26 protein-coding genes and 1 riboswitch are annotated in these 26058 nt (G+C 71.4%); of the genes, 12 read left to right on the top strand and 14 right to left on the bottom strand.

Going from position 1 to position 26058, the window contains the following annotated elements; translation table 11 throughout:
* The first annotated feature begins 46 nt into the window (after nt 1-46).
* Nucleotides 47-1693 (top strand): DNA repair helicase XPB, encoded by a 1647-nt coding sequence (locus ACJ9NR_RS17770; RefSeq protein ID WP_412488548.1) that lies wholly within the window; start codon nt 47-49, stop codon nt 1691-1693.
* Nucleotides 1694-1773: 80 nt separating this feature from the next.
* Here ACJ9NR_RS17770 and ACJ9NR_RS17775 read toward each other — a convergent pair whose 3' ends face one another.
* Nucleotides 1774-1953: a hypothetical protein gene (locus ACJ9NR_RS17775; protein WP_412488549.1), complete on the bottom strand. Its 180-nt coding sequence runs from the start codon at nt 1951-1953 to the stop codon at nt 1774-1776.
* A 302-nt stretch (nt 1954-2255) separates the two neighbouring features.
* Between ACJ9NR_RS17775 and ACJ9NR_RS17780 the strand changes: the two genes are divergently transcribed.
* Nucleotides 2256-4325, top strand: coding sequence for a HelD family protein (locus tag ACJ9NR_RS17780; protein WP_491074821.1), 2070 nt, complete (start codon nt 2256-2258; stop codon nt 4323-4325).
* A gap of 93 nt (nt 4326-4418) precedes the next feature.
* On the opposite strand, the gene ACJ9NR_RS17785 is transcribed toward ACJ9NR_RS17780, so the two are convergent.
* Together ACJ9NR_RS17785 and ACJ9NR_RS17790 are read right to left on the bottom strand one after the other, a co-directional pair.
* The gene (locus tag ACJ9NR_RS17785) at nt 4419-5120 is read right to left on the bottom strand and encodes a copper homeostasis protein CutC (protein ID WP_412488550.1); all 702 of its coding nucleotides are present in this window, start codon (nt 5118-5120) and stop codon (nt 4419-4421) included.
* A 90-nt stretch (nt 5121-5210) separates the two neighbouring features.
* Nucleotides 5211-5876, bottom strand: a complete 666-nt coding sequence (locus ACJ9NR_RS17790; protein ID WP_412488551.1) for a maleylpyruvate isomerase family mycothiol-dependent enzyme — start codon at nt 5874-5876, stop codon at nt 5211-5213.
* Nucleotides 5877-5946: 70 nt separating this feature from the next.
* Here ACJ9NR_RS17790 and ACJ9NR_RS17795 point away from each other — a divergent pair, with 70 nt between their 5' ends.
* Nucleotides 5947-6618 carry an HD domain-containing protein gene (locus ACJ9NR_RS17795; protein WP_412488552.1) on the top strand — a complete coding sequence of 224 codons (672 nt, stop codon included), beginning with the start codon at nt 5947-5949 and terminating at the stop codon, nt 6616-6618.
* Between the two features lie 10 nt (nt 6619-6628).
* On the top strand, nt 6629-7696 hold the full coding sequence (locus ACJ9NR_RS17800; protein ID WP_412488553.1) for a GNAT family N-acetyltransferase: 1068 nt from the start codon (nt 6629-6631) through the stop codon (nt 7694-7696).
* Between the two features lie 21 nt (nt 7697-7717).
* Here ACJ9NR_RS17800 and ACJ9NR_RS17805 read toward each other — a convergent pair whose 3' ends face one another.
* Both ACJ9NR_RS17805 and ACJ9NR_RS17810 read right to left on the bottom strand, forming a co-directional pair.
* Nucleotides 7718-7996, bottom strand: coding sequence for a DUF4031 domain-containing protein (locus ACJ9NR_RS17805; RefSeq protein WP_412488554.1), 279 nt, complete (start codon nt 7994-7996; stop codon nt 7718-7720).
* Complete coding sequence (locus ACJ9NR_RS17810; RefSeq protein ID WP_412488555.1) at nt 7993-8376, bottom strand: DUF8819 family protein; 384 nt, start codon at nt 8374-8376, stop codon at nt 7993-7995. Before ACJ9NR_RS17810 ends, ACJ9NR_RS17805 begins: the two co-directional genes overlap by 4 nt.
* 55 nt (nt 8377-8431) lie before the next feature.
* Between ACJ9NR_RS17810 and ACJ9NR_RS17815 the strand changes: the two genes are divergently transcribed.
* Together ACJ9NR_RS17815 and murQ are read left to right on the top strand one after the other, a co-directional pair.
* Nucleotides 8432-9370, top strand: coding sequence for a MurR/RpiR family transcriptional regulator (locus ACJ9NR_RS17815; protein WP_412488556.1), 939 nt, complete (start codon nt 8432-8434; stop codon nt 9368-9370).
* A 116-nt stretch (nt 9371-9486) separates the two neighbouring features.
* Nucleotides 9487-10422, top strand: coding sequence for an N-acetylmuramic acid 6-phosphate etherase (gene murQ / locus ACJ9NR_RS17820; protein ID WP_412488557.1), 936 nt, complete (start codon nt 9487-9489; stop codon nt 10420-10422).
* Between the two features lie 4 nt (nt 10423-10426).
* Here murQ and ACJ9NR_RS17825 read toward each other — a convergent pair whose 3' ends face one another.
* A complete protein-coding gene (locus ACJ9NR_RS17825) occupies nt 10427-11479 on the bottom strand; it encodes a macro domain-containing protein (RefSeq protein ID WP_412488558.1) in 1053 nt (350 codons plus the stop codon).
* A gap of 160 nt (nt 11480-11639) precedes the next feature.
* On the opposite strand from ACJ9NR_RS17825, the gene ACJ9NR_RS17830 reads away from it, so the two are divergent.
* Nucleotides 11640-14372 (top strand): P-loop NTPase, encoded by a 2733-nt coding sequence (locus ACJ9NR_RS17830; RefSeq protein ID WP_412488559.1) that lies wholly within the window; start codon nt 11640-11642, stop codon nt 14370-14372.
* A gap of 21 nt (nt 14373-14393) precedes the next feature.
* On the opposite strand, the gene ACJ9NR_RS17835 is transcribed toward ACJ9NR_RS17830, so the two are convergent.
* Nucleotides 14394-14792 (bottom strand): hypothetical protein, encoded by a 399-nt coding sequence (locus ACJ9NR_RS17835; protein WP_412488560.1) that lies wholly within the window; start codon nt 14790-14792, stop codon nt 14394-14396.
* A gap of 115 nt (nt 14793-14907) precedes the next feature.
* On the opposite strand from ACJ9NR_RS17835, the gene ACJ9NR_RS17840 reads away from it, so the two are divergent.
* Genes ACJ9NR_RS17840 through ACJ9NR_RS17850 form a run of 3 tightly spaced genes read left to right on the top strand, consistent with a single transcriptional unit; the run spans nt 14908 to nt 16506 of the window.
* The gene (locus tag ACJ9NR_RS17840; RefSeq protein WP_412488561.1) at nt 14908-15747 is read left to right on the top strand and encodes a helix-turn-helix domain-containing protein; all 840 of its coding nucleotides are present in this window, start codon (nt 14908-14910) and stop codon (nt 15745-15747) included.
* Nucleotides 15731-15931, top strand: coding sequence for a DUF397 domain-containing protein (locus ACJ9NR_RS17845; RefSeq protein ID WP_412488562.1), 201 nt, complete (start codon nt 15731-15733; stop codon nt 15929-15931). Before ACJ9NR_RS17840 ends, ACJ9NR_RS17845 begins: the two co-directional genes overlap by 17 nt.
* 5 nt (nt 15932-15936) lie before the next feature.
* Nucleotides 15937-16506: a hypothetical protein gene (locus tag ACJ9NR_RS17850; RefSeq protein WP_412488563.1), complete on the top strand. Its 570-nt coding sequence runs from the start codon at nt 15937-15939 to the stop codon at nt 16504-16506.
* A gap of 35 nt (nt 16507-16541) precedes the next feature.
* Here ACJ9NR_RS17850 and ACJ9NR_RS17855 read toward each other — a convergent pair whose 3' ends face one another.
* The 5 genes from ACJ9NR_RS17855 to thrC form a co-directional block, all read right to left on the bottom strand.
* The gene (locus tag ACJ9NR_RS17855; protein WP_412488564.1) at nt 16542-17660 is read right to left on the bottom strand and encodes an NADH:flavin oxidoreductase; all 1119 of its coding nucleotides are present in this window, start codon (nt 17658-17660) and stop codon (nt 16542-16544) included.
* 232 nt (nt 17661-17892) lie between these two features.
* On the bottom strand, nt 17893-19515 hold the full coding sequence (groL, locus tag ACJ9NR_RS17860) for a chaperonin GroEL (RefSeq protein ID WP_412488565.1): 1623 nt from the start codon (nt 19513-19515) through the stop codon (nt 17893-17895).
* Nucleotides 19516-19841: 326 nt separating this feature from the next.
* A complete protein-coding gene (locus tag ACJ9NR_RS17865; RefSeq protein ID WP_016436693.1) occupies nt 19842-20048 on the bottom strand; it encodes a cold-shock protein in 207 nt (68 codons plus the stop codon).
* A gap of 450 nt (nt 20049-20498) precedes the next feature.
* The gene (locus tag ACJ9NR_RS17870) at nt 20499-20774 is read right to left on the bottom strand and encodes a MoaD/ThiS family protein (RefSeq protein WP_412488566.1); all 276 of its coding nucleotides are present in this window, start codon (nt 20772-20774) and stop codon (nt 20499-20501) included.
* Between the two features lie 119 nt (nt 20775-20893).
* Entirely contained in the window at nt 20894-22180 is a 1287-nt protein-coding gene (gene thrC, locus ACJ9NR_RS17875) for a threonine synthase (RefSeq protein WP_412488567.1), read from the bottom strand.
* An 18-nt stretch (nt 22181-22198) separates the two neighbouring features.
* Nucleotides 22199-22355, bottom strand: a riboswitch (SAM riboswitch).
* Nucleotides 22356-22485: 130 nt separating this feature from the next.
* Between thrC and ACJ9NR_RS17880 the strand changes: the two genes are divergently transcribed.
* Both ACJ9NR_RS17880 and ACJ9NR_RS17885 read left to right on the top strand, forming a co-directional pair.
* Nucleotides 22486-23430, top strand: a complete 945-nt coding sequence (locus ACJ9NR_RS17880) for a glucosyl-3-phosphoglycerate synthase (RefSeq protein ID WP_412488568.1) — start codon at nt 22486-22488, stop codon at nt 23428-23430.
* A gap of 94 nt (nt 23431-23524) precedes the next feature.
* A complete protein-coding gene (locus tag ACJ9NR_RS17885) occupies nt 23525-24925 on the top strand; it encodes an alpha,alpha-trehalose-phosphate synthase (UDP-forming) (protein WP_412488569.1) in 1401 nt (466 codons plus the stop codon).
* On the opposite strand, the gene otsB is transcribed toward ACJ9NR_RS17885, so the two are convergent.
* On the bottom strand, nt 24913-25782 hold the full coding sequence (otsB, locus tag ACJ9NR_RS17890; RefSeq protein ID WP_412488570.1) for a trehalose-phosphatase: 870 nt from the start codon (nt 25780-25782) through the stop codon (nt 24913-24915). The genes ACJ9NR_RS17885 and otsB overlap by 13 nt on opposite strands.
* Nucleotides 25783-25811: 29 nt before the next feature.
* Nucleotides 25812-26045, bottom strand: coding sequence for a DUF3263 domain-containing protein (locus ACJ9NR_RS17895; RefSeq protein WP_412488571.1), 234 nt, complete (start codon nt 26043-26045; stop codon nt 25812-25814).
* Nucleotides 26046-26058 lie beyond the last annotated feature (13 nt).

The following is a 26058-nucleotide window of genomic DNA, read 5'->3' on the forward strand; positions in this document are numbered from 1 at the left end:
ACTGGACGTTTGGCCTCACCTTTGGCCGGAAGAAGGGGTGCCCCGCGTGAATGGTCCACTCATCGTCCAGTCCGACAAGACCCTGCTGCTCGAGGTCGACCACGAGCAGGCCGACGAGTGCCGGCGTGCCATCGCCGTCTTCGCGGAGCTGGAGCGGGCGCCCGAGCACATCCACACCTACCGGGTGACGCCGCTGGGGCTGTGGAACGCGCGCGCGGCCGGGCACGACGCCGAGCAGGTCGTGGACGCGCTGGTGACCTACAGCCGCTATCCCGTGCCGCACGCCCTGCTGGTCGATGTCGCCGACACGATGGACCGCTACGGCCGCCTCACGCTCTCCAAGCACCCGACGCACGGTCTGGTCCTGACCACCACCGACCGGCCGGTGCTGGAGGAGATCCTGCGCTCGAAGCGGATCGCTCCGCTGGTGGGTGCCCGTATCGACCCCGACACCGTCGCCGTGCACCCCTCGGAGCGCGGGCAGATCAAGCAGACGCTGCTGAAGCTGGGCTGGCCGGCCGAGGACCTCGCGGGGTATGTGGACGGCGAGGCGCACCCGATCGAGCTGCACGAGGACGGGTGGGCGCTGCGCCCGTACCAGAAGCAGGCCGTGGAGAACTTCTGGCACGGCGGCTCGGGGGTCGTGGTGCTGCCGTGCGGGGCGGGCAAGACGCTCGTCGGCGCCGGTTCCATGGCGCAGGCGAAGTCGACCACCCTGATCCTCGTCACCAACACCGTCTCGGCCCGGCAGTGGAAGCACGAGCTGGTCAGGCGCACCTCGCTGACCGAGGACGAGATCGGTGAGTACAGCGGGACGCGCAAGGAGATCCGTCCGGTCACCATCGCCACGTACCAGGTGCTGACCACCCGGCGCAAGGGCGTCTACCCGCACCTGGAGCTCTTCGACTCCCGTGACTGGGGCCTCATCGTCTACGACGAGGTGCACCTGCTGCCCGCGCCGGTCTTCAAGTTCACCGCCGACCTGCAGGCCCGGCGCCGGCTGGGGCTGACCGCGACGCTGGTGCGGGAGGACGGGCGGGAGTCCGACGTGTTCTCCCTCATCGGGCCCAAGCGGTTCGACGCGCCGTGGAAGGAGATCGAGGCGCAGGGGTACATCGCGCCCGCCGACTGCGTGGAGGTGCGGGTCAACCTCACCGACTCCGAGCGGCTCGCCTACGCGACCGCCGAGACCGAGGAGAAGTACCGCTACTGCGCGACGACGGAGACCAAGCGCAGGGTGACGGAGGCGATCGTGCGCAGGTTCGCCGGTCAGCAGATCCTCGTCATCGGGCAGTACATCGACCAACTCGACGAGCTGGGCGAGCACTTGAACGCGCCGGTGATCAAGGGCGAGACCTCCAACGCGCAGCGCGAGAAGCTCTTCGACGCCTTCCGGGAGGGCGAGATCAGCGTGCTGGTGGTGTCCAAGGTCGCGAACTTCTCCGTCGACCTGCCGGAGGCGACGGTCGCCGTCCAGGTGTCGGGCACCTTCGGCTCACGTCAGGAGGAGGCCCAGCGCCTGGGCCGGGTGCTGCGCCCGAAGGCCGACGGCCATCAGGCCCACTTCTACTCCGTGGTCGCCCGGGACACCATCGACCAGGACTTCGCCGCCCACCGCCAGCGCTTCCTGGCGGAACAGGGGTACGCGTACCGGATCGTGGACGCGGACGAGATCCTTTCGGGCGAGGGGTGAGGACGGCTCGTACGAGGGGCAGGGGCTCGGGGGACGGGTGAGGGGCGGCTGCTCTCGGCGGGAGCCGCGGAGGGCCGCCGTCACTTGCGGCGCACGCCCGCTTCCTCGCCGTACTCGCCGAGGATGACGACGTCGAACGCAGCGCCCGCGAACACCTTCACCGCGCGCAGCGCGTCGCCGAGGCGGTGACGGTGGCTGCCGAGGACGGGTGTCGCGCCGGGCGGTCGACCGGGGGCTGGGGTGAGGGTTGCTGCACTCATGTCTCCATGGTCCGCCGTGCGGCATAAGGAGGGCATCGGCCTGCGGTCTCAACCTCCTTCACCGCGGCGTACGACTCCGGGCAGATCCCTCCCTCCGGGGGAGGACAGGGGCGTCCCCTAGGGGAGGGGTGTCCGCGCGGGGAGGGTGTCCCCGCGGGGGGAGGAAAATCCGTTGGCTCCCGCTCGGGCCGCCCGTCTAGAATCTCCGCTCTTGCCCGCCTCCCGCCGTGGAGCGCTGCCGCCCGGACGGAAACCGGACGGCTTCCTCGACCATCTGCCCGCAGGTCCCCGGAGGCTTCCCCGTGTCCACGTCCACGTCCGTCGACGACCCTCTCGGACCGCTCTCCCGAGAACGCTCCCACCTCGCCTCCTCGCGCGCCGCGCTGCGCGCCATGCGCGAGGACGTCGAGTCGCTCGACATCAGCGACGTCACCGCGAACTGGGTCAACGCCGAGGTGCTGGCCCGCCAGATCGGCGAGCGCGTCAAGGCGCTGGCCGACCTCAGCGACACCCCGCTGTTCTTCGGCCGCCTCGACTACCTGCACGCCCCGGGCGCCGAGCAGGCCGAGGGGGCGGAGGGCGAGCGCTTCTACATCGGGCGGCGGCACGTGCACGACCACGACGGCGACCCGATGGTCATCGACTGGCGCGCGCCGGTCTCGCAGCCGTTCTACCGGGCGTCCAGGAAGGACCCGATGGACATCGCGCTGCGCCGCCGCTTCGGCTACACGCGCGGCGAGATCACGGCGTACGAGGACGAGCACCTCCTGGAACCGGGCGGCTCGTCGGGGGACCCCCGCGCCAGCAAGCTGCTGCAGCAGGAGATCGAGCGGCCGCGCGTCGGTCCCATGCGCGACATCGTCGCGACGATCCAGCCCGAGCAGGACGAGATCGTGCGCGGCGGGCTCGGCGGCACGGTGTGCGTGCAGGGAGGCCCCGGGACCGGGAAGACGGCGGTCGGCCTGCACCGGGTCGCCTATCTCCTCTACGCGCACCGGGAACGGCTCGCCCGCACCGGCACCCTGGTCATCGGGCCGAACCGCTCCTTCCTGCACTACATCGAGCAGGTCCTGCCCGCGCTCGGCGAGTTGACCGTCCAGCAGGCCACCGTCGACGACCTGGTGGCGGGCGCCGTGGAGGTGCGGGGCGCGGACGACGCGCCCGCCGCGATCGTCAAGGGCGACGCGAGGATGGCCCAGGTGCTGCGCAGGGCGGTCCTGTCGCACGTCGCCCTGCCCACCGAGCCGGTCGTGGTGGTGCGCGGCTCCCGTCGCTGGCGCGTACCCGTGTACGAACTCGAGGGGATCGTGCGCGAGTTGCTCGACCGCGGCATCCGCTACGGCGCCGCCCGCGAGGCGCTTCCGCAGCGCATCGCGCACGCCGTGCTGGTGCAGATGGAGCGGTCGGGGGAGGCGCCCGACGACCGGGTGCAGGACGCGGTGGCCCGCAACCCGGCGGTGAAGGCGGCCGTCAAGCGGATCTGGCCGCCGGTCGACCCGGCGAAGCTGGTGCTGCGCCTGCTCACGGACGCGGAGTTCCTCGCCGCGCACGCGGAGGGTGTCCTGACCGGGGACGAGCAGAAGACGATCCTGTGGGCGAAGCCGGCCCGGTCGGTGAGGTCGGCCAGGTTCTCCTCGGCGGACGCGGTGCTGGTCGACGAGGCGACGGACCTGGTGCTGCGTACGCACTCCCTGGGCCATGTGGTGCTGGACGAGGCGCAGGACCTCTCGCCCATGCAGTACCGCGCGGTCGGCCGCCGCTGCACGACCGGTTCGGCGACCGTGCTGGGCGACCTGGCGCAGGGCACCACGCCCTGGGCGACGCGGAGCTGGGGCGAGGCGCTGGCCCACCTCGGCAAGCCGGAGGGCGTGGTGGAGGAGCTGACGGCCGGCTTCCGCGTCCCGGCGGACGTCATCGCGTACGCCTCCCGGCTGCTCCCGCACATCGCGCCGGGTCTGACCCCGGTCGCCTCGGTCCGGGAGAACCCGGGCTTCTTCGACCTGCGCCCGTCGGCGGGCGCCGCCGAAGTGGTCGCCGCCTGCGAGGAGTTGCTGCGCAACGAGGGCTCGACGGGTCTGATCGCGGCCGATGCCCGGGTGCCGGCCCTGGCGGAGGCGCTGGCGGCGGCCGGCATCCGCCACCTGGCCCCCGGTGAGGAGACGACGGCCGAGACCCGTCTCACCCTGGTCCCGGCGTCGCTGGCCAAGGGCCTGGAGTACGACTACGTGGTCCTCGACGAGCCGCGGGCCGTGGTCGACGGCGAGCCGGACGAGCGCACGGGCCTGCGGCGGCTGTACGTGGCGCTGACCCGGGCGGTGTCGGGGCTGATCGTGACGCACACGGCGCCGCTGCCGCCCCAGTTGCACGGCTGAGGCGGCGCCGGGGGTGCCCCTTGACGCCGGTTGCCGGGTGCGGGGGCGCCGTTGGTTTCCCGCACGGTTCCTCGCGCCCCCGGGACGGTGCGGTCAGCGTGCGTCCAGCACCTGCCGCCATTCCCGCACGGCCTCCTGGGACACCGGCGCCTCCCAGCCCCCGGGCCGTGCCGCCCCGCCGATGTGGAACGCCTCGACGCCCGCCGCCTTCAGCCGCGGCACGTGCTCGAGGCGGAGCCCGCCGCCGACCATGATCTGCGGCTCGTAGCCCGGCTCCCCGCGCCGGGCCGCCTCGGCGAGCAGCACGGGGAGGCCGTCGTCGACGCCCGCGGCCGAACCGGCGGTGAGGTAGGCGTCGAGCCCCGGCAGCCCGTCGAGCTGCTTGCGCAGGGCGTCCCGGTCCGCGGCGCGGTCGATGGCCCGGTGGAAGGTCCACGGGCAGCCGTCCAGCTCCCCCACGAGGCGTTCCACGGCCGCGAGGTCGACGGCGCCGCCCGTGTCGAGGAACCCGAGCACGAACTCCTCGGCGCCCGCGGCCCGCATCCGCCCGGCGGTCTCCACCAGGCGCGCGACGTGGTCCGCGTCGCCCGCGGCGAACCCGTCCGCCAGGCGCAGCATCACCCGCAGCGAGATGTCGACGGCGGCGCGGATCCGGGCGAAGGTCTCGGCCGACGGGCTGAGCCCGTCGGCCGCCATGTCGGTGACCAGCTCGAGGCGGTCCGCGCCTCCGGCCTGGGCGGCGACCGCGTCCTCGACCCCGAGGGCGATCACCTCCAGGACTGCACGCTTGCTCATGGGGCCCCATTCGTCGACTCGGCGGGCGGTACAGGTCTAGTCCAATTCACAGCCTAGCCCGTGCCGCCGCCGGTCCACGACGCCCCGGTGTCACCCGAAGATGTTCAGCTCTCCCGCCTCGGCACCGGCCAGCTCGAAGTCGGCCCCCTTCACCGGCCGCCCGGAGTACAGCCGTACGAGGGTGGCGGCATCGCCGATGAACCGGGCCGGGGGCCGCGCGGCGGTCAGGTCGCCGAGGCGCTGCGGTTCGTCCACGTCGTCGAGGTCGGCGTGCAGCGGCAGATGCTCCTTCTCCCGGGTGATCCGCACGAGCAGGGCGAGCGCGTCCGGCAGTCCCGGCCCGGCGTACGCGCCCGGCTCCCCGAAGGTCTCGCGCACGTCCCCGGCGTGCACCCACTCCCCCAGCGCGACCATGTCCAGCACACCGCCCGCCTCGGCGATCACCGGCCCGGCCTCGGTCATCCCGCGCTCCAGCTCGTCGACGACCCGCGCGTTCGTCCAGTCGGCACGCTCGGCGATGTCGCGGTCGTTGCACTCGGGCGAGAACACCCCCTTCTCGTAGCGGCTCTCCACCACCCGCATCAGCGCGGACGAACAGTGCGCGAGCACATCCCGCACCGTCCAGCCCGGACACGCGGCCGTCGGCAGCGCGAAGTCGCCGTCCGGCCGCGCCCGCAACAGGGGCACCAGCGCGTCCCGTTCGGTGATCAGCAGCCGTCCGGGCAGTTCGGGGTCACGTACCTCGGCAGTAGTCATGGCCTCCACGCTAGTGCCGCCGGACGGACGGCACGCGTCCGGCGATCGGGAACGGCGGGACAATGGCCGCATGGCCGATCACGCCGATCTCGACGCCCTGCGCTTCCGCTGGACCCGCGCCCTGGAAGGCGCCCGTGCCCCCGGTGCCGGTCCCAACCCGGCCCCGTACGCCGACAACCTCCTGGCCCGCTGGCGGGAGCCGCAGCGGCACTACCACACGCTCACGCATCTGACGGCGGTGCTGGAGCACGTGGACGTGCTGGCGCGGTACGCGGCCGACCCGGACGTCGTGCGCCTCGCCGCCTGGTTCCACGACGCGGTGTACCTGCCCGAGCGCTCGGAGAACGAGGAACGCTCCGCCCGCCTCGCCGAGCGCGCCCTGCGCGAGGCCGGGGTGCCCGAACGCAAGACCGCCGAGGTGGCCCGTCTGGTCCGCCTGACCGTCACCCACGACCCGGCCGGCGACGACCCGGACGGCCAGGTCCTGTGCGACGCCGACCTGGCGGTCCTCGCCGCGCCGCCGTCCGCGTACGCCGCCTACACGGCCGCCGTCCGCGAGGAGTACCACTTCGTGCCGAACGAGGCCTTCCGCGAGGGCCGTGCCGCGGTACTGCGCCATCTCCTGGCCCTGCCCCGCTTGTTCAGGACGCCGCACGGGCAGGCGGAGTGGGAGGCGACGGCGCGCTACAACATCGCCTCCGAGCTGGAAATCCTGTCGCTTCCCGAGGACCCGGCGCCCTAGTCTGCGGCCTATGCGCGCATGGGGCGGGAACAGATTGCAGGAAGCCGTCGAGGGCTGTGTCGAGGTGCTGCGGACCGCGGTGGACCGGGACTGGGAGGCGGTGCGGGCCGGCCGGCTGGAGTGGAGCTGCCACGCGACGGCGTTCCACATCGCCGAGGACCTCATCGCGTACGCCGCGAACCTGGCGGGGCGCGCCCAGGACGCCTACGTCCCCTTCGAGATCAGCCTCGAGGAGGGCACCGGCAACGCGGGCCTGCTGCAGGTGATCGAGACGACCGGCGCCCTCTTCGCCGCCACCGTCCGCACGACTCCGCGCGAGGTCCGCGCCTTCCACCCCTACCCGTTCCGCAGCGCGAACCGCGAGGGCTTCGCCGCGATGGGCGTCGCCGAGGTCCTCGCCCACACGCACGACATCGCCGAGGGCCTGGGCCTGGCCTACGAACCGCCCGCCGCGCTGCCCGAGTTCGTCCTCACCCACATCTTCCCGCACGTCCGGCCGGGCCCCGACCACTGGCGCACCTTCCTGTGGGCCACCGGCCGCGGCGACCTGCCGGGGCGCGCCCCGGTCACCGAGTGGCGCTGGCACAACAACCTCGTCGTGCCGGCCGCGCGCCTGACCCTGCAGGGCATCACGCCGGCGGCCGCGCGCGACCTGGTCATGGGCGGCGACGGCGGGTTCGACTGGATCGAGGGCGGCCCGTTCGACGGCACCCGGGATGCCTCCGGCTTCATGCTGAAGGCGTACGAAGGGGGCACGCACCGGCCGGAGTTCGGCGTGTTCGCCCTCGTACGGCGCGAGGACGGCCGCGCCATCGGCGGCATGGGCTTCCACGGCTGCCCGGACGAGGAGGGCCGGGCCGAGATCGGCTACGACCTCGCCGAGGCCGCCCGCGGCAAGGGCTACGCGACCGAGGCGCTGCGCGCCCTGTCCGACTGGGCCTTCGCGCGGGACGACGTACGCACCCTGTTCGCGACGATCGACCGGGACAACCGCCCCTCCCAGGCGGTCGTCACCCGCGCGGGCTTTCAGCGGGTGAGCGAGGACGCGGAGGGGCTCGCCTTCGAACTGCGGCGCTGAGCCGGCGCCGGACCCCGCCGACTAGGGCGTGTCGCGAAAGTGCCGCCCTTTGGGCCGCCGCAGCCCCGCCCCCGTCAGCAGCCGTACCACCTCGCGGCTGCTGACCTGCACCGCTCCGGCGCGCACCGCGTCCGCGTAGCGGTGGGAGGGGATGTCGTAGTGGTCGCGCTCGAAGGCGCGTCCGGGGATGCCCAGCTGCTCGGCGAAGGTGTGCAGTTCGTCGTAGGAGAGATCGCTGACCAGGTGGGACCACATCCGGCCGTGACCCGGCCAGGTGGGCGGGTCGATGTAGACGGTCACGAGGACGTCGTTCCGCCGACGGCCCGGCCCAGCGACCCCAGCGCCGCCACCTTCACCCCCGCCTTGTGGCAGACCCAGTGCGGGTCGGGGCCCAGCTCCGGCTCGACCTCCAGGGCGTGCGGGTCGCCCCCGCCGCAGACCGGGCACAGCGGCCAGCGGCCGTACGCCTCCAGCAGGGCGTCCTGGACGTCCTGCGCGACCAGGCCCGCCACGTAGTCCGCGCCCTGCGGCCACTGCTCGACCCACCAGCGCCGCTGCACGACGGACTCCTCGACCATCGACACCACGTCCGGCGCCGCGACCTCACCGGCGGCCAGATCGGCGAGGACGAGGGCGCGTGCGGCATGCAGGGACTGTTCCAGGGGACTGATGGGGTGCATGCCCCCATTGTGCGCACTCTTGACCGCGGGACCGAGCCGAAAATATCTTTCATACGTGACCCAGAACGTGAAGGAAATTTTCGCCACCGAGGGACCGGGCACGCCGGGCGCGGCGCGCCCGGCACCCCCCGCGCCGGCCGCGCTCGCCGCGAAGGTGCGCACCCTCGGACCCTCCATGACCCGCTCCATGCAGCGGGTCGCCGAGGCCGTCGCCGGCGACCCGGCCGGCTGCGCGGCCCTCACGGTCACCGGCCTCGCCGAGCTCACCGGCACCAGCGAGGCGACGGTCGTGCGGACGGCCAGACTGCTCGGCTACCCCGGCTACCGCGACCTGCGGCTCGCCCTCGCCGGGCTGGCCGCCCAGCAGCAGTCCGGGCGCGCGCCCGCCATCACCACCGACATAGCGGTCGACGACCCCATAGCCGACGTCGTGGCGAAACTCGCCTACGACGAGCAGCAGACCCTCGCGGACACGGCGGCCGGGCTCGACACGGTGCAGCTCGCGGCCGCGGTCGCCGCGGCGGCGGGGGCGCGCCGGATCGACGTCTACGGCATCGGGGCGTCCGGTCTCGTCGCCCAGGACCTCGTGCAGAAGCTGCTGCGGATCGGGCTGCTGGCCCACGCGCACAGCGATCCGCACCTGGCCGTGACCAACGCGGTGCAGCTGCGCGGGGGCGACGTCGCCATCGCCATCACGCACTCGGGGTCGACCGGGGACGTCATCGAGCCGTTGCGGGTCGCCTTCGAGCACGGGGCGACCACCGTCGCGATCACGGGCCGGCCGGACGGACCGGTCACCCAGTACGCCGATCATGTGCTGACGACGTCCACCGCGCGGGAGAGCGAGCTGCGTCCCGCGGCGATGTCGTCCAGGACCAGCCAGCTCCTCGTGGTGGACTGCCTGTTCGTGGGGGTGGCGCAGCGGACGTACGAGACGGCGGGGCCCGCGCTGGCCGCGTCCTACGAGGCGCTGGCGCACCGGCACAGGCGATAGACCGCGACACCGGGGCCGTGGTGTGCCGCGGGTGGGACGTGGCCGGTCCCGCGGTTCCCCGCGCCCTTCTCAGAACAAGACGCTCACCGAACCGTACGTCGAAAGAGCCGCCCCCTATGACCTCCACCTCCAGCCCCCGTGAACTCCGCGCCGCGTTGGAATCACTGACCACCGAGGCCTTCCGGCCCGACCTCGCCGACATCGACCGGCTGCCCACGCTCGAGATCGCCCGGCTGATGAACGGCGAGGACGCCACCGTGCCCGCGGCCGTCGCGAAGCGGCTGCCCGAGATCGCCGCCGCCATCGACGCCGTCGCGGAGCGCATGGCGCGCGGCGGACGGCTGATCTACGCCGGGGCGGGCACCGCGGGGCGGCTCGGCGTGCTCGACGCCTCCGAGTGCCCGCCCACCTTCAACACCGATCCGGACCAGGTCGTGGGCCTGATCGCGGGCGGGCCCGAGGCGATGGTGAGCTCCGTCGAGGGCGCCGAGGACTCCGCGCGGCTCGCCCGCGAGGACCTCGACGCGCTCGGTCTCCTCGCCGCCGACACGGTGGTCGGTGTCTCCGCCTCCGGCCGCACCCCTTACGCCATCGCCGCCGTCGAACACGCCCGCGCGCGGGGCGCGTTGACCGTCGGCCTGTCCTGCAACGCCGGCAGCGCGCTCGCCGCGGCCGCCGAGCACGGCCTGGAGATCGTCGTCGGTCCCGAACTGCTCACCGGCTCCACCCGCCTGAAGGCGGGCACGGCCCAGAAGCTCGTGCTCAACATGGTCTCGACGATCACCATGATCCGGCTCGGCAAGACGTACGGGAACCTGATGGTCGACGTCCGCGCCTCGAACGACAAGCTGCGCGCCCGCTCCCGCCGCATCGTCGCCCTCGCCACGGGCGCGCCGGACGACGAGATCGAGCGGGCCCTCGCGGCCACCGACGGCGAGGTGAAGAACGCGATCCTGGCCATCCTGGCGGACGTCGACGGCCCGACGGCGGCCCGCCTGCTGGCGGACTCCGACGGACATCTGCGGGCGGCGCTGGCGGCGGCGTCCGGCTGACGGCTCACGCCTCCGGCGCGCCCACCAGGCCGGGTTCCAGGTCCAGGGCCGTACGGGAGATCGCGGCCTGCACCTCGGTGTACGCCAGCAGGTAGACGATCCTCACCCGTGATCCAGGATGCGAACGGAAGTAGTCGACGGCTGCGGCCACGAGGGTCTCCGCGGTCTTCCGCACGTCGCTGTTGCCGCCCCCGGTTCCCAGCAACGGCAGCACGACCGAGCGGAGGCCTTCGCCGTCCTCGTTCAGGCGGTCCACGGCGGCCAGGATGTTGCGGACGCACCGTCCCAGGTCGACCACCGGACGGAATCCGGATGTCGGCTCCCCCTCGACGGCACCCACGTGCACGATCCGCTTGACCTGGTGGCTCTCCCGCAGCTCTCCCGGTCCCGTCACCAGCACCTGACCTGCAGTCACATACACTCGGCCCGCCATGTGTTCGGCGAGTTCCAGGGCGACGGTGTCGTGGATCAGTTGACCGCCCTCGTCACGGCGACCTCCGTAGTAGCGGATCGTCGCGGAGATGGTCGCCTCACTGGAACGCGACATCTCCATGCGGGTGTTCTCGGTGTTCACCCAGACATCGACCCCGAGGACGTTGGCCAGGTCGCCGGTGATCATGCCGAGACGGTGGCGGTGGTCACCTGCCAGCGGGACCTCGTAGCGGATGCTCGCGGTCAGCGGCCGTGAGGGCCCTTCCGGGCTCCGCTCGCCGAGCAATTGGCGGCGAAGGGCCTTGTTCTCCCGACTCAGTTTCTTGACGTCGGCGGCCAGTTCGTCCCTGCGGCGGGTCTTCGACAGCCAGGAAAACGACGCCACCATGAAGAAGGCCACGAAGCCCGCGGATCCTCCGAGACTGAAGCCGAGCGCTCTGCCCTCGGAGAGCGAGTCCGGGAACGCCGAGAAGACGAACAGGGCTCCTGCCAGGGAATACAGCAGGATCACAGGGAGTTGCAACGCGTACTGCCGACCTGCCCGGTCCGCGCCCGAGGACCAGATCTGCAAGGCCACGCCCCCCAGGATGAGAACGGCCGTGACGGTCAGCACCAGCGCGCTCATTCGTGTCGTCGCCTCCCTGCTGTGGCCTCGGCCCACCACGCCCGCCGCGACGTCGTACCGATGACGCTATGTCAAAACCGGTGCACGCAGGCCGTTGGGCTGCGCGCATATGACGGCAAGATACTGCCTTTCGTCCGCTGTAGATGGTTTCATCGGTTGTATGGACCCCATTGACTTCGGCGACATCTCCGACCTCAGAATCCGTTTGGGAGTGCTCGCCGACGAAGCCGACCGTCGTCTCGTCACCGTCTTCGGATCGGGCATCAGCAACGCCGTGCTTCCCGGGGTCCCGGAACTCACCCAGCTCTTCCGCGAGCACATGCCGAAGCGCGGCCAGGCCAAGTTCGACGAGACGATCGAACCCATCACCGACCCTGGCCTCAAGTACCAGAATGCGGCAGCCCTGTTGACTCGCCAGGCAGGCGAGTCGGTGGTAATGAGGGCGATCCGGACCGCGGTCCTCCGTGCCTGCCGTGACGTACGGGCGGAAGACGTGGCCAAAGTCGCGCGCGACGAGGAGCAGTGCCGCGCCTATGTGAAGACAGGATCCTGGAACATCCCGCTCGGATACGAGAGGTTCGCCCGCTTCTTCGCGTCCTTGGACGGGAAGGTCCGGGGCCCCATCATCACCACGAACTTCGACCCGCTCATCGAGGTCGCGCTGCGCGAGGCCGGCGTCGACACGCACTCCGTGCCGGTCCCCACGGATTCCACCCCCACACCGGAACAGCTGCGGGAGGTCACCAGCCAGCCGGTGCTGCACATCCACGGTCACTGGACCGGTCCCGCGACGAGCAACGTCCCTTCACGGATCACATCCGATCGGCCCAAACTCCAGCGGGTGCTGCAGGAACTGCTCAGGAACTCCGTCGTCCTGGTAGTCGGTTACAGCGGCTGGCTGGACGGCTTCATGAAGAGTCTGCGCGAACGAGTTCTCGACGACGCCGACCTGTTGCAGGCCGAAGTTCTATGGGCGGCCTACGAGCGCGACGCGAGGGCCGTCATCGGCGAGGGCGTGCTGAAGCAACTCGTGAACGCGCCCGGCTTCACCCTCTATCTGGGCGTCGACGGCCACGAGTTGTTTCACGACGTACTCGACGAGAATGTGGACACGGCCGAGGAGACATCGTCGCCCTTCGGCTATTCGCGAGTACCGCGTCAGGTCTCGGCGAAAGGGTACGACCCCGCTCACTTCGCGGACGGCCGTCAGCCCGATTGGGCCGATGCCGAACCCGGTCGCTGGCCGGCGCTCAGTTCCGCGCTTCAACTGGAGGAGGAACTGCTCCAGCGGTTGGAGCGCGGAGGCGGGGGCGGTGTCGTCGCCATCGGTCCACTCGGCGAAGGCAAGTCACTGGCCATCCGCCAACTCGCTGTGAAGACGGCCGTTTCTCGCCCTGATTGGAACGTGATCTGGCGCGAGCCGGGAGCGCCGCCCATCACTGGGGTCTGGTTGCGTGAAATACGCGCCACCGCCGACCGCACTCTGATCTGCATCGACGAAGCGGACCTCGTCCAGGACGAACTCGTTGCCACCAAGGACCTCTGGGGAGCCGAGGACTCGGGCTTCGCCTTCCTACTGGCCAGCCACGACCGGTTGTGGTGGCAGGGGTCCGGCGCGTCCTCCCTGCGATCGCATGTCCACGACGTCCTCTTCCACGGCATCAAGCCCACCGATGCCACGAACATCGTCGCAGCGTGGCAGTCCATGGGGCTTTTGCCGAAGCACCTGGGCCCCACCGAAACGGCGGCCGGCCGCCTCGTGTCGTCGGCTGGCGTCATGGCCGCTCAGACGAACACGCTCTTCGGCGCGGTACTCGATGTCCGGTACGGAACGGAGCTCGGCAGCCGCATCGAGGATCTTCTTCGCAAGTTCCGGGAGATCCGCCTGGCGGAGTCGGTCACTCTCGCAGACGTGTTCGGCGGCATCTGCGTGATGCAGCACGTTCTCGACAAAGACGGAAACAAGGGCCGGGGCGCAAGCCGTCCGGTAATCGCAGCCATGGTCGGCCTCGACGAGGTCTTCGCAGACGGCAAGATACTCGCCACCCTCGGCCGAGAAGCGGCTGTCACCTTCGCCGGAAACCGCGTCTACTGCCGGCATCCTGCCATCGCATCGACCGTCGTCGACCTCATTCACCAGGACGGCACCGCGGAGAAGGCCTACACCCTGGTGGGCATGGCCGGAGGACGTCTGCGGGAGGCAGGGGCGGGTGAGGCGGACGGGTATCGCGACGCCTACCTCCTGTCCCGCGATCTGAAGGCGCCCGAAGCCGTGTGGGCCGCCAAGGGCGCCGTCGAGGGCACGGGGCACCTGCTCGAATCACGTGTGACACTCCTGCGCGCTCTACGACAGGAACGCCAGAGCCGCTGCATCGAGTACGCGCGCAGACTTGCTCCACGCGTGCACGAGTACCGGGACTTCCGCAGTGCCGTCCGGGCATTCCTGGTGGAGTTCTCCATTTCCATGCGGGACGAGGGTCATGCGCAGACCTCCGCGGGCCTCGCTGCCCTCGCGCTGGACGACCGGATCGGCTTCTACCTCGACGGCAGCCGCGCCGGTTACGCGCTGGTGAGTCTCGCCAAATCGGCCCTCCGACTGAATGCCCAGACGGGCGGGACGACGACGGCCGAGGTCCCCGAAATGTGCTACGTCCTGCTGGAGTTGATACGGAGCAAGGAGGAGGCGCAGAGGTTCCTGGGCCCCGTCCGCACCCAGCTGCGGATCCTGGAGGAATACCGGAGTCTGAGTCCGATCAAACTGAGCGGCAAACTCGCCGCCGCCATGGACACGGCTGCCAAGGCGGCAGCGCAGGAGACGGGCGTCCGGCTGGAACTCAACGGCGTCCTGTCGTTCGACAGCCTGAGGCGCCTGGCCGAGTTCAAGCGCCCCTGACGCGGCGCGCGGCGGCAGCGCTCACGATGGGTGCCGCAGTCGACTGTCCTCGTTCGCCTTGCGCACCATCGCTCGGAGCGTGTCGTTGGACGACGCATATGTGACGTCCTCCGGCGGGCAGTCCCACTCGCGGCCGCCGGCGACGGGGCGCAGCTGTACCCGGCCGCCGACGTGTCCCCTCACCTCGCCCAGCCGCCCGTCGCGCGCGTCGACGACATGCGCGCCGACCGGCGGCCGCTCCCCGCGCAGCACGGACGCCAGGCGCTCGGCGGTGCGGATGTTGCATCGGCCGAGGTCGACCAGGGCGAACGGCTCGTCACTCGCGCCGGTGACGGGGTCGACGGCGAGGGAGGGCAGGACGACGCCGACGCCCACGAGGGCGCTGCGCAGGGTTTCGACGACTTCTTCGGTCGGTCGCACGGTGTTCGCACCTCCACATTGGGTTGATGATTCACTACCCAGCGTGTCCGTCGTGGTCCTAGCCTGGCCATACGTACCGTCCAACAACCATGTCTGTCGGACAGGGGAGTTGCCCATGCCGGGACCGAAGGATCTCGACCCGTCGTCATCACCCCGAGCGCTCCTGGGCGCGGAGCTGCGCCACGCGCGCGAGAAGGCCGGGCTGAGCCAGGAGGAGCTGGGGATACGGCTGTTCGTGAGCGGGTCGTTCGTGGGCCAGCTGGAGGCGGGCACGCGGCGGATGCAGCCGGAGTATGCGCGGCTGCTGGATGAAGTACTGGAGACGGAGGACTTCTTCCGGCGGAATTGCCGGGCGGCCGCGAAGTCCCGGTATCCGGAGCACTTCGCCGAGGCGGCGGAAGCGGAGGTCATGGCGACGGCGATCCGCCAGTACGCACCGCTGCTGATCCCCGGGCTGCTCCAGACGCCCGCGTACGCACGGGCCGTGAACCGGGCCTACGACCCCACCGCGCCGGAGGAGACCATCGACGAGTGGGTGGACGGCAGGATCGTGCGGACCCGTCTGCTCGACGATCCAACAAGGCCGTTGTTGTGGGCCGTGCTCGACGAGGCGGCGTTGCGCCGGAGGACCGGTGGCCCGGCGGTGATGGCGGAAGCGCTGCGCCACGTCGTGGCCGTGGCCCGCCGGGGCCGTGTCATCGTGCAGGTGCTGCCCTTCAGCGCGGGGGCGCACAACGCGATGGCGGGCTCGCTGCGACTGATGGATTTCGAGGAGGCGCCCGCGCTGGTCTACTTCGAGGGGCCCGGCACCGGACGGCTGGAGGACGACCCGCGCACCGTCGCCCGGCTGAGGTTCACGTTCGAACTCCTCACCGCCGCCGCGCTCGCGCCGGAGAAGTCCCTGGCCCTGATCGAGGCCGTGGCGCAGGATTACGCCCATGAGGAACTCACCTGACCCGAGCACAGCGACCTGGCGCAAGTCGACGTACAGCGGGGGCGGTGGAAACGAGTGCCTCGAGATGGCCGACACCCGCCCGACCCTGGTCCGGGACTCCAAGAACCCCCGAGGCCCGGTGCTCACCTTCCGGCCGCGGAGCTGGACCGCGTTCGTCCAGAACCTCAAACACCCCGCACACTGATATCCATGAACCACGCCCAGCTGACCGCCCTGGGCCGTGCCCTCCGCCTCCTCGGCGAGCACGGCGAGGCCCTCACCGCCGACACGCCGGACGGCAGGCTGCACGAGGTCAAGGCGGACCTCCGCCGCGCCCTGGAGCTGCTGGACGACAGCGTCACCGGTGCCGCGCCCGCGACCCGCTGCCCCGAGCATCCGGGCGGGCCGGTGGACGAGAACGCGCACGACCTCTGCCTGCTCTGCGAGACCCGGCGCCGGACGGCCCGCCGGGCCGAGTACAACGGCGGCCCCCTGCCCGCGCAGCCCGGCGAGAAGGCGCCTTCCCGCTACGGCGTCAGCGCCGACCGCCCGCAGCCCCAGCAGCGCTGGCTGCCGGAGCTGTGGAACGGGCAGACGTGGCAGCTGTGCGGCACGCCGCGGCGGGACCGGCGCGAGGCGGAGCTGTACCTCGCCGCCCGTCGCCGCGGCCCGCGCCCCGCGATGGCGTACCGGCTCGTGCACGAGTTCACCGACTACGAGGTGCTGCGCGTGTGGGGCACGCCGGTGAGGGTCGACATCGAGCCGCTGGGCAACCTGTAGGGCCCCTGCGCCGCCTCCGCGGCGGCGTCCGGCCGTCAGCTCAGGGACTTGAGCGACGCCGCGTCGTACGGCTTCAGCTCCGAGACCCGGCCGTCGAGGACCTTCGCGGCCCACTCCGGGTCCTGCAGCAGCGCGCGCCCGACGGCGACGAGGTCGTACTCCTCGCGCTCCAGCCGGTCCAGCAGGTCGTCGATGCCGCGGACCCCCGACCCCTCGCCGGCGAACGCGCGGATGAAGTCGCCGTCGAGGCCGACGGAGCCGACCGTGATGGCGGTCTTGCCGGTCAGCTTCTTGGTCCACCCGGCCAGGTTGAGGTCGGCGCCGTCGAACTCGGGCAGCCAGTAGCGGCGCGTGGAGGCGTGGAAGGCGTCGACGCCCGCGGCGGCCAGCGGCGCGAGGATGGCCTCCAGCTCCTGCGGGGTCTCGGCGAGGCGGGCGTCGTAGGCCTCCTGCTTCCACTGCGAGTAGCGGAAGAGGACCGGGAACCCGGGCGAGACGCTCTCGCGCACCGCCGCGACGATCTCCGCCGCGAACTTCGTACGGGCCACGGGGTCGCCGCCGTAGGCGTCGGTGCGGCGGTTGGTGCCCGCCCACAGGAACTGGTCGAGGAGGTAGCCGTGGGCGCCGTGCAGCTCCACGCCGTCGAAGCCGATCCGCTCGGCGGCTGCCGCGGCCTCGGCGAAGGCGCCGATGACGGCGTCGATGTCGGCCTGTGTCATGGGCGTGGCGTCCTCGACGCCGGTGACGCGCAGACCGGAGGGGCCGTGCGAGGGGGCGTCCGGGTAGGGGGCGTCGCCCTGGTTGCGGACCGTGCCGATGTGCCACAGCTGCGGGACGATCCTGCCGCCCGCCGCGTGCACGGCCTCCGCGACCCTCTGCCATCCCGCGAGCTGCTCCTCGCCGTGGAACCGGGGGACGCGGTCGCTCTGGCCGGCCGACTCGTGGCCGACGTAGGTGCCCTCGGTGACGATCAGCCCGACGCCCGCGGCGGCCCGGCGGGCGTAGTACGACACGACGTCCTCGCCGGGGATGCCGCCCGGGGAGAACATGCGCGTCATCGGGGCCATGACGATGCGGTTGGGGACGGTGAGGCCGTTGATCGTGGTGGGCCGGGAGAGGATCTCGGCGGCGCGGGAGGCGGCGGGGGCGGTCACGTGGGGTACTCCTCGAGGGCTGAGTTAACCGGTCGGTATTAACCGGTCGGTATGTGCGCACGCATTGTTGCACCACCTTAAGCAATCACCTGCGCGCCGCTTCCCATTCCCGGACGGCCTCAAGCACCCGTGTGACGCCGGACACACGAAAGGGCGGCACCCCCTGCCGGAGCAGGAAGTGCCGCCCTCGCGTCAGGACGTTGATCAGCCGGAGCCGGAGCCCCGGGGCCGATCAGAAGTCCATGTCACCGCCCGGCATGCCGCCGCCGGCGGGCGCGGCGGCCTTCTCCGGCTTGTCGGCGATGACGGCCTCGGTGGTGAGGAACAGCGCGGCGATGGAGGCGGCGTTCTGCAGCGCGGAACGGGTCACCTTCGCCGGGTCGATGATGCCTTCCTTGACCAGGTCGACGTACTCGCCGGTCGCGGCGTTCAGGCCGTGGCCCGGGGTCAGGTTGCGCACCTTCTCCACCACGACGCCGCCCTCGAGGCCGGCGTTGACGGCGATCTGCTTCAGCGGGGCCTCGAGCGCGAGCTTCACGGCCTGGGCGCCGGTCGCCTCGTCACCCTCCAGGTCCAGCTTCTCGAAGACGGTGGACGCCTGGATGAGCGCGACGCCACCACCGGCGACGATGCCCTCCTCGACGGCGGCCTTGGCGTTGCGGACGGCGTCCTCGATGCGGTGCTTGCGCTCCTTGAGCTCCACCTCGGTGGCGGCGCCGGCCTTGATGACCGCGACACCGCCGGCGAGCTTCGCCAGGCGCTCCTGCAGCTTCTCGCGGTCGTAGTCCGAGTCGCTGTTCTCGATCTCGGCGCGGATCTGGTTCACGCGGCCCTGCACCTGCTCCGTGGAGCCGGCGCCGTCGACGATGGTGGTCTCGTCCTTGGTGATGACCACCTTGCGGGCGCGGCCCAGCAGGTCGAGGGTCGTGTTCTCCAGCTTGAGGCCGACCTCCTCGGAGATCACCTCGCCGCCGGTGAGGATGGCGATGTCGTTCAGCATCGCCTTGCGGCGGTCACCGAAGCCCGGGGCCTTGACGGCGACGGACTTGAAGGTGCCGCGGATCTTGTTGACGACCAGGGTCGACAGGGCCTCGCCCTCGACGTCCTCGGCGATGATCAGCAGCGGCTTGCCCGACTGCATGACCTTCTCCAGCAGCGGGAGCAGGTCCTTGACCGCGGAGATCTTGGAGTTGGCGATCAGGATGTAGGGGTCGTCGAGCGACGCCTCCATCCGCTCCATGTCGGTGGCGAAGTACGCCGAGATGTAGCCCTTGTCGAAGCGCATACCCTCGGTGAGCTCCAGCTCCAGACCGAAGGTCTGGGACTCCTCGACGGTGATGACGCCTTCCTTGCCGACCTTGTCCATGGCCTCGGCGATGAGCTCGCCGATCTGGGTGTCGGCGGCGGAGATGGAGGCCGTGGAAGCGATCTGCTCCTTGGTCTCGACGTCCTTGGCCTGCTCGAGCAGGGCACCGGAGACGGCCTCGACGGCCTTCTCGATACCGCGCTTGAGGGCCATCGGGTTGGCGCCGGCGGCGACGTTGCGCAGGCCCTCCTTGACCAGGGCCTGGGCGAGAACGGTCGCGGTGGTCGTACCGTCACCGGCGACGTCGTCCGTCTTCTTGGCGACTTCCTTGACCAGCTCGGCGCCGATCTTCTCGTACGGGTCCTCGAGCTCGATCTCCTTGGCGATGGAGACACCGTCGTTGGTGATCGTGGGGGCGCCCCACTTCTTCTCGAGGACGACGTTGCGGCCCTTGGGGCCGAGCGTCACCTTCACGGCGTCCGCGAGCTGGTTCATGCCGCGCTCGAGGCCGCGCCGCGCCTCCTCGTCGAACGCGATGATCTTGGCCATGTGAAGTGGTCCCTCCAGGACTGGGGGTGATTCCTTCGGACCGCGCCCGCGCCCGCGACGGACGGCACGCACGCCTCGTGGTTCCTTGCCCCACCCGGCCTGCGGGCCTCACCGACCCGGTCCTTCTTTGTCACTCTCACCTTCAGAGTGCTAACGCCAATGATTAGCACTCGACCCATGAGAGTGCAAGGTGCGCCCACGGAGCGAGCCGGGGCGGGCGGGCGTGTCCGCGCCCGGCCCCGGACACGCCGAAGGGCCCGCGCCCAGGGCGCGGACCCTTCGATCAAGAACGGAAGAACGTCGCTGCAGTTGACCCGGCGCGTGCTTCAGCCGGCCGCCAGCCGGACCATGTCCGCCTGCGGCCCCTTCTGGCCCTGCGAGATCTCGAAATCGACCCGCTGACCCTCTTCCAGGGTGCGGTAGCCGTCCATCTGAATCGCACTGTAGTGGACGAAAACATCCGCACCACCGTCGACCGCGATGAAGCCGTACCCCTTCTCCGCGTTGAACCACTTGACGGTGCCCTGAGCCATGCCTAACTCCCCTATTACTGGCCCTTGCACGGACCCGCACTTCGCGGATCCGGGTCAGACCTCACCCCCCACGGTTGGGGGCGTGCGCCGGAACGCGTCGACCGCGGCTGAATGTATCTGTCCAACTGCCGTCTGCAACAGGTCAATCGGACGAGAATTCCGGGCACGACCGGTCGGGAATGTACGGAGAATTCACCCGAATCCAGGGCAAGTCGGGCCCCATAAAAGGAGCATAAGACACAAAAGACCTGCACACTTTGGCGACTTCTCGCTGCCCGAGAAGTGGGAACTCATATGCGTCCGGCATGCGGAACGGGGCCGCTTCCCCAACTGTACCGTGCTCAACCATGCAGAATTGCCCCCTCCGCTTCTCTCACGGAGGGGGCAATTCGATGAACTCTTCGTAACCGACCTTACCGACGGTAATGATCGGGGCGTCCGACCTGTTCCTCAGCCTCCGGCGACGGCCGGAATGATCGAGACTCCGGCGCCGTCCGGAGTGGCCGTCTCCAGGCCCTGCTCGAAACGCACGTCGTCGTCGTTGACGTAGACGTTGACGAACCGGCGCAGCCTGCCCTGGTCGTCGAGCACCCGGGCGGCGATACCCGTGTGGTTCTTCTCCAGGTCGGCGATGACCTCGGCGAGGGTCGCGCCCTCGGCGGCGACCTCGGCCTGCCCGCCGGTGTAGGTGCGCAGGATGGTGGGGATACGGACGTTGACGCTCATGCTGATGACCTCCGGGTCGGGAACAGGCTTTTCAGGGGTGCGGGGCTGTGCTGGGGGTGCGGCCACCGCCGCGCGGGCGCGACCGGCCCACCGCGGCCCGCGGACGAACGGCCACCTGCTCAGGCGAGCCCGGCCTCACGGAAGGAATCGAGGTTCGGGCGAATGGTCGCGGTCAGGCCCGTACCGGCCACCGCGTCCAGCGTCTTCAGCCCGTCCCCGGTGTTGAGAACGACCGTCGTCAGCGCCGGGTCCAGCACCCCGTTCTCGATGAGCTTCCTCGTCACGCCGACGGTCACACCGCCCGCGGTCTCCGCGAAGATCCCCTCGGTCCGGGCGAGCAGCTTGATCGCGTCCACGATCTGCCCGTCGCTGACGTCCTCCACCGCGCCGCCGGTGCGCCGCGCGATGTCCAGCACGTACGGGCCGTCGGCGGGGTTGCCGATCGCCAGCGACTTGGCGATGGTGTCCGGCTTCTGCGGGCGGACCACGTCGTGCCCCGCCTTGTACGCCGTCGACACCGGCGAGCAGCCCTCGGCCTGGGCGCCGAAGATCCGGTACGGCCGGTCCTCGACGAGCCCGAGCCTGATCAGCTCCTGCAGACCCTTGTCGATCTTCGTCAGCTGCGAACCGGAGGCGATCGGGATGACCAGCTGGTCCGGCAGCCGCCAGCCGAGCTGCTCGCAGATCTCGTACGCCAGGGTCTTGGAGCCCTCCGCGTAGTACGGCCGCAGGTTGACGTTGACGAAGCCCCAGCCCTCGCCGGCCGGGTCGCCGATCAGCTCGGAGCAGAAACGGTTCACGTCGTCGTAGTTGCCCTCGATGCCGACGAGCTCGCCGCCGTAGACCGCGGCCATGACGACCTTGCCCTGCTCCAGGTCGTGCGGGATGAACACGCAGGAGCGGAAGCCGGCCCGGGCCGCCGCGGCGCCCACGGCGCCGGCCAGGTTTCCGGTGGAGGAGCAGGAGAGGGTGGTGAAGCCGAAGACGCGCGCCGCCTCCAGGGCCTGCGCGACGACGCGGTCCTTGAAGGAGTGCGTCGGGTTGCCGGAGTCGTCCTTGACGTACAGGCCGCCGGTCACGCCCAGCTCGCGGGCGAGGTTGTCGGCCCTGACGAGCTTGGTCCAGCCGGGGTTGATGTTCGGCTTGTCCGCCACGTCCGCCGGGACCGGCAGCAGGGGCGCGTAGCGCCAGATGTTCGCGGGGCCCGCCTCGATGCGCTTGCGGAGCTCCTCGGCGCCGTAGGCCGAGAAGTCGTAGGCGATCTCGAGGGGGCCGAAACACTCCTCGCACGCGAAGACCGGGCCGAGCGGTACCCGGTGACCGCACTCGCGGCAGCTGAGGGCCGCGGCGGGACCGAGGTCGACGGTCGTGGAGTCGGTGGTGCTTGCAACAGTCTGCGCAGCCATATGAGGCGAGGCCCTTTCTCCTCATCTTCCTCACGACGCATCTCGCCGTGAGACGGATTTGGCACCTTCCCTAGCCGGGGAGCCTCGCGGAACGATCAGCACTGATCTACGAGTACCGGCTGGAGGGTTGCCGGGGCTTCATCGGGCCGTTTCCCTCTGCCCCTCTGGATGAGCTGTATGCGGTTGTGAACGGCGGTGACCCCGGACATGCGATGGTCACCGGCGTTGTTCAAGACTGTAACCGACGCCCAGGACAGTTGAGAGAGCCGTCCGTAACGCGAGACAACCGTGAGGAGCCGCCGACCGTGCTGGAAGAAGTCGAGCGCTGGCTGCGCACCCGCTCCTGGGCCCTGTCCGACCGCCCGCTGCACCGGATCCTGGCCGCCAAGCAGCGCACGGGCCAGTCGGTCTCCGTCGTGCTGCCCGCGCTCAACGAGCAGGAGACGGTCGGCGACATCGTCGCCGTCGTCCGCCGCGACCTCATGCGGCAGGTGCCGCTGGTCGACGAGATCGTCGTCGTCGACTCGGGGTCCACCGACCGCACCTCCGAGGTGGCCGCGGCGGCGGGCGCCCGGGTGGTGCACCGGGACGAGATCCTGCCGCGCGTCCCGGCCGTGCCCGGCAAGGGCGAGGTGCTGTGGCGCTCCCTGCTCGTCACGACGGGGGACATCGTCTGCTTCGTCGACGCCGACCTGAGGGAGTTCTCCTCCGGCTTCGTCTCCGGGATCGTGGGCCCGCTGCTCACCGACCCCGGCGTCGAACTGGTCAAGGGCATGTACGACCGCCCGCTGGCCGGGGCCGCGGGACAGGGCGGCCGGGTCACCGAGCTGATGGCGCGCCCGCTGCTGAACATGCACTGGCCGCAGCTGGCCGGCTTCGTGCAGCCGCTCGGCGGCGAGTACGCGGCCCGCCGCTCCCTGCTGGAACAGCTGCCCTTCCCGGTCGGCTACGGCGTGGAGCTGGGCATGCTGGTCGACGCCCTGCACCTGGTGGGCCTCGACGCGCTCGCCCAGGTGGACGTCGGCGTGCGCAAGCACCGCCACCAGGACGGGCAGGCGCTGGGCCGCATGGCCGCCGCGATCTACCGCACGGCGCAGCTGAGGCTGGCCCGCGGGCATCTGCTGCGGCCGTCGCTGACCCAGTTCGAGCGCGGCGAGGACGGTTTCGAGCCGCGGACCCACTCCGTGGACACCGAGGAGCGCCCGCCGATGGTGGAGATCGCCGAGTACGCCGAGCGCCGGGTGGCCTGAGTCCGCCAGTCCGCCCGTCACGCGCCGTATACGGTCCACCCGCAGGGGGCAGCCAAACGTTTGAGCGTTTCCGGGCCTGGCTAGGTTGTGGCGTATGGCTTCCACGCACGGCGCTGCTCATCAGGTGCTGGTCGCGTCCAACCGCGGCCCGGTCTCGTACGAGGTGCAGGAGGACGGCTCGCTGTCCGCGAAACGCGGCGGCGGCGGGCTGGTCTCCGGGCTGTCCGCGATCGGCCCGGACGCGGGCGCGCTGTGGGTGTGCTCGGCGCTGTCCGACGGCGACCGGGAGGCGGTGCGCTGCGGGGTCGGCGAAGAGGGCGTGCGGATGCTGGACGTCCCGGCCGGCGTCCACGCCGACGCCTACAACGGCATCGCGAACTCGGTGCTCTGGTTCGTCCACCACCTGCTGTACCAGACGCCGCTGGAGCCGGTCTTCGACGCGGAGTTCCGGCGGCAGTGGGCCTCGTACGAGACCTACAACCGGGCCTTCGCCGAGGCACTCGCCGAGGAGGCCGCCGAGGGCGCGGCCGTGCTGGTGCAGGACTACCACCTGTGCCTGGTGCCGGGGATGCTGCGGGAGCTGCGGCCCGACCTGCGGATCGGGCACTTCTCGCACACGCCGTGGGCGCCCGCGGAGTACTTCCGGCTGCTGCCCGACGACATCGCCGGGCAGGTGCTGCGCGGCATGCTCGGCGCCGACCGCCTGGGCTTCCTGACCCGGCGCTGGGCGGACGCGTTCACGGCCTGCTGCACCGCGTTGGTGGGCGGCCTCGGGGGCACGGAGGTCGGCGTCCACGGGCTCGGCGCGGACGCCGACTTCCTGCGGCGGCGCGCGCACGAGGCCGACGTGGCCGAGCGGATGACCGCGCTGCGGGCCGAGATCGGTGAGGGCCGCAGGACGATCGTGCGGGTGGACCGCACCGAGCTGTCGAAGAACATCGTGCGCGGGCTGCTGGCGTTCCGTCAGCTGCTGGACGACCGCCCCGAGTGGCGCGAGCGCGTCGTGCACGTGGCGTTCGCCTATCCCTCGCGGCAGGACCTCGCCGTCTACCGGGACTACACGGCCGAGGTGCAGCGGCTGGCCGAGGAGATCAACTCCCGGTACGGCACCCCCGGCTGGACCCCGGTCGTGCTGCACGTCAAGGACGACTTCGCGCGCTCGCTGGCCGCCTACCGGCTGGCCGACGTGGCCCTCGTCAACCCCATCCGGGACGGCATGAACCTCGTCGCCAAGGAGATGCCGGTGATCTCCGACGAGGGGTGCGCGCTGGTGCTCTCGCGCGAGGCGGGCGCCCACGCCGAGCTGGGCGAGGACGCCATCACCGTGAACCCCTACGACATCGTGGAGACGGCGGACGCCCTGCACGAGGCGCTGACCATGCCCGCGGCGGAGCGGGCGGAGCGGGCCAAGCGGCTGGCGGCAGCGGCGACCGCGCTGCCGCCCGCGCAGTGGTTCCTGGACCAGCTGAACGCGCTGACCGGTCAGGCGAGCTGAGCCGCGATCCCGCGCAGCAGGCGGACGACCCCGGCCGGGCCGTCCACCACCACGTCCGCCCGCTCCCGCAGCCGCGTCACCTCGTCGCTGCCGCTGCACACCAGCAGGCCCGGGACGCCGTCGGCGCGCAGCCGGTCGACGGCGGAGAAGGCGGGCAGGTCGCCGAGGTCGTCGCCGGCGTAGAGGACCGCCGAGGCGCCGGTCTCGCGGACGTACTCCAGCAGGGCCACGCCCTTGTCCATGCCCGGCGGGCGCAGCTCCAGGACCAGGCGGCCGGGTTCGACGATCAGGCCGTGGCGCGCGGCGAGGTCGGCGAGGGGTGCGCGCAGCGCCTCGAAGGCGGCCTGCGGGTCGGCGGCGCGGCGGGTGTGGACCGCGACGGCGCGGCCCTTCTCCTCGATCCAGGTGCCCTGCCAGGCGCCCTCGCGGTCGAGGACCCCGGGCAGCTCGGCCCGGACGGCGGCGACGCCGGGGTGCGGGGCGGGGGCGCTGACCTCGCCGCTGACGGCGTCCCAGCGCTCGGCGCCGTAGTGGCCGAGGACGAGCAGGTGCTCCAGGCCCGGGACGCCCGCGAAGCCGCCGTTGCGGACGGCGACGCCGGCCGGGCGGCCGGTGACGACCGCCACGGAGGCGACCTTCGGGGCGAGGGCGGCGAGCGCCGGCACCGCCTCCGGGTGGGCGCGGGCCTGTTCCGGGTCCGCCACGATCGGTGCGAGGGTGCCGTCGAAGTCGAGGCCGACCACCGTCTTGCCGGGATCGGCGAGGATCGCGGCGAGTCCTTCGCGGCCCGCCCGCGTGGCAGGCGTCGGCAGGGGGTCCATGGAGTGCGTCGAGTCCGTATCCGTAGGGGTGCCCATACGGACGACCTTAACCGGGGGCGCCCTCCTCAGCGTTCGGCCCGTCTTTGTTCCCTCACCCGCCGCAGTCTGTTCACCGTCACCGGATCGTGGGCGAGCGCCCTGGTGTCGTCCAGGAGGGCGTTCAGGAGCTGGTAGTAGCGGACCGGGGCCAGGCCCAGCTCCTCGCGTATGGCGCGCTCCTTGGCGCCCGGCCCCGGGAAGCCTCTGCGCTCCAGGGCGAGGACGGCCCGTTCGCGGTCCCCCAGCGGCTGCTGATCCATGCCGGCCACCGTA

It is taken from the genome of Streptomyces sediminimaris (assembly GCF_047049295.1).
GTDB lineage: Bacteria > Actinomycetota > Actinomycetes > Streptomycetales > Streptomycetaceae > Streptomyces > Streptomyces sediminimaris.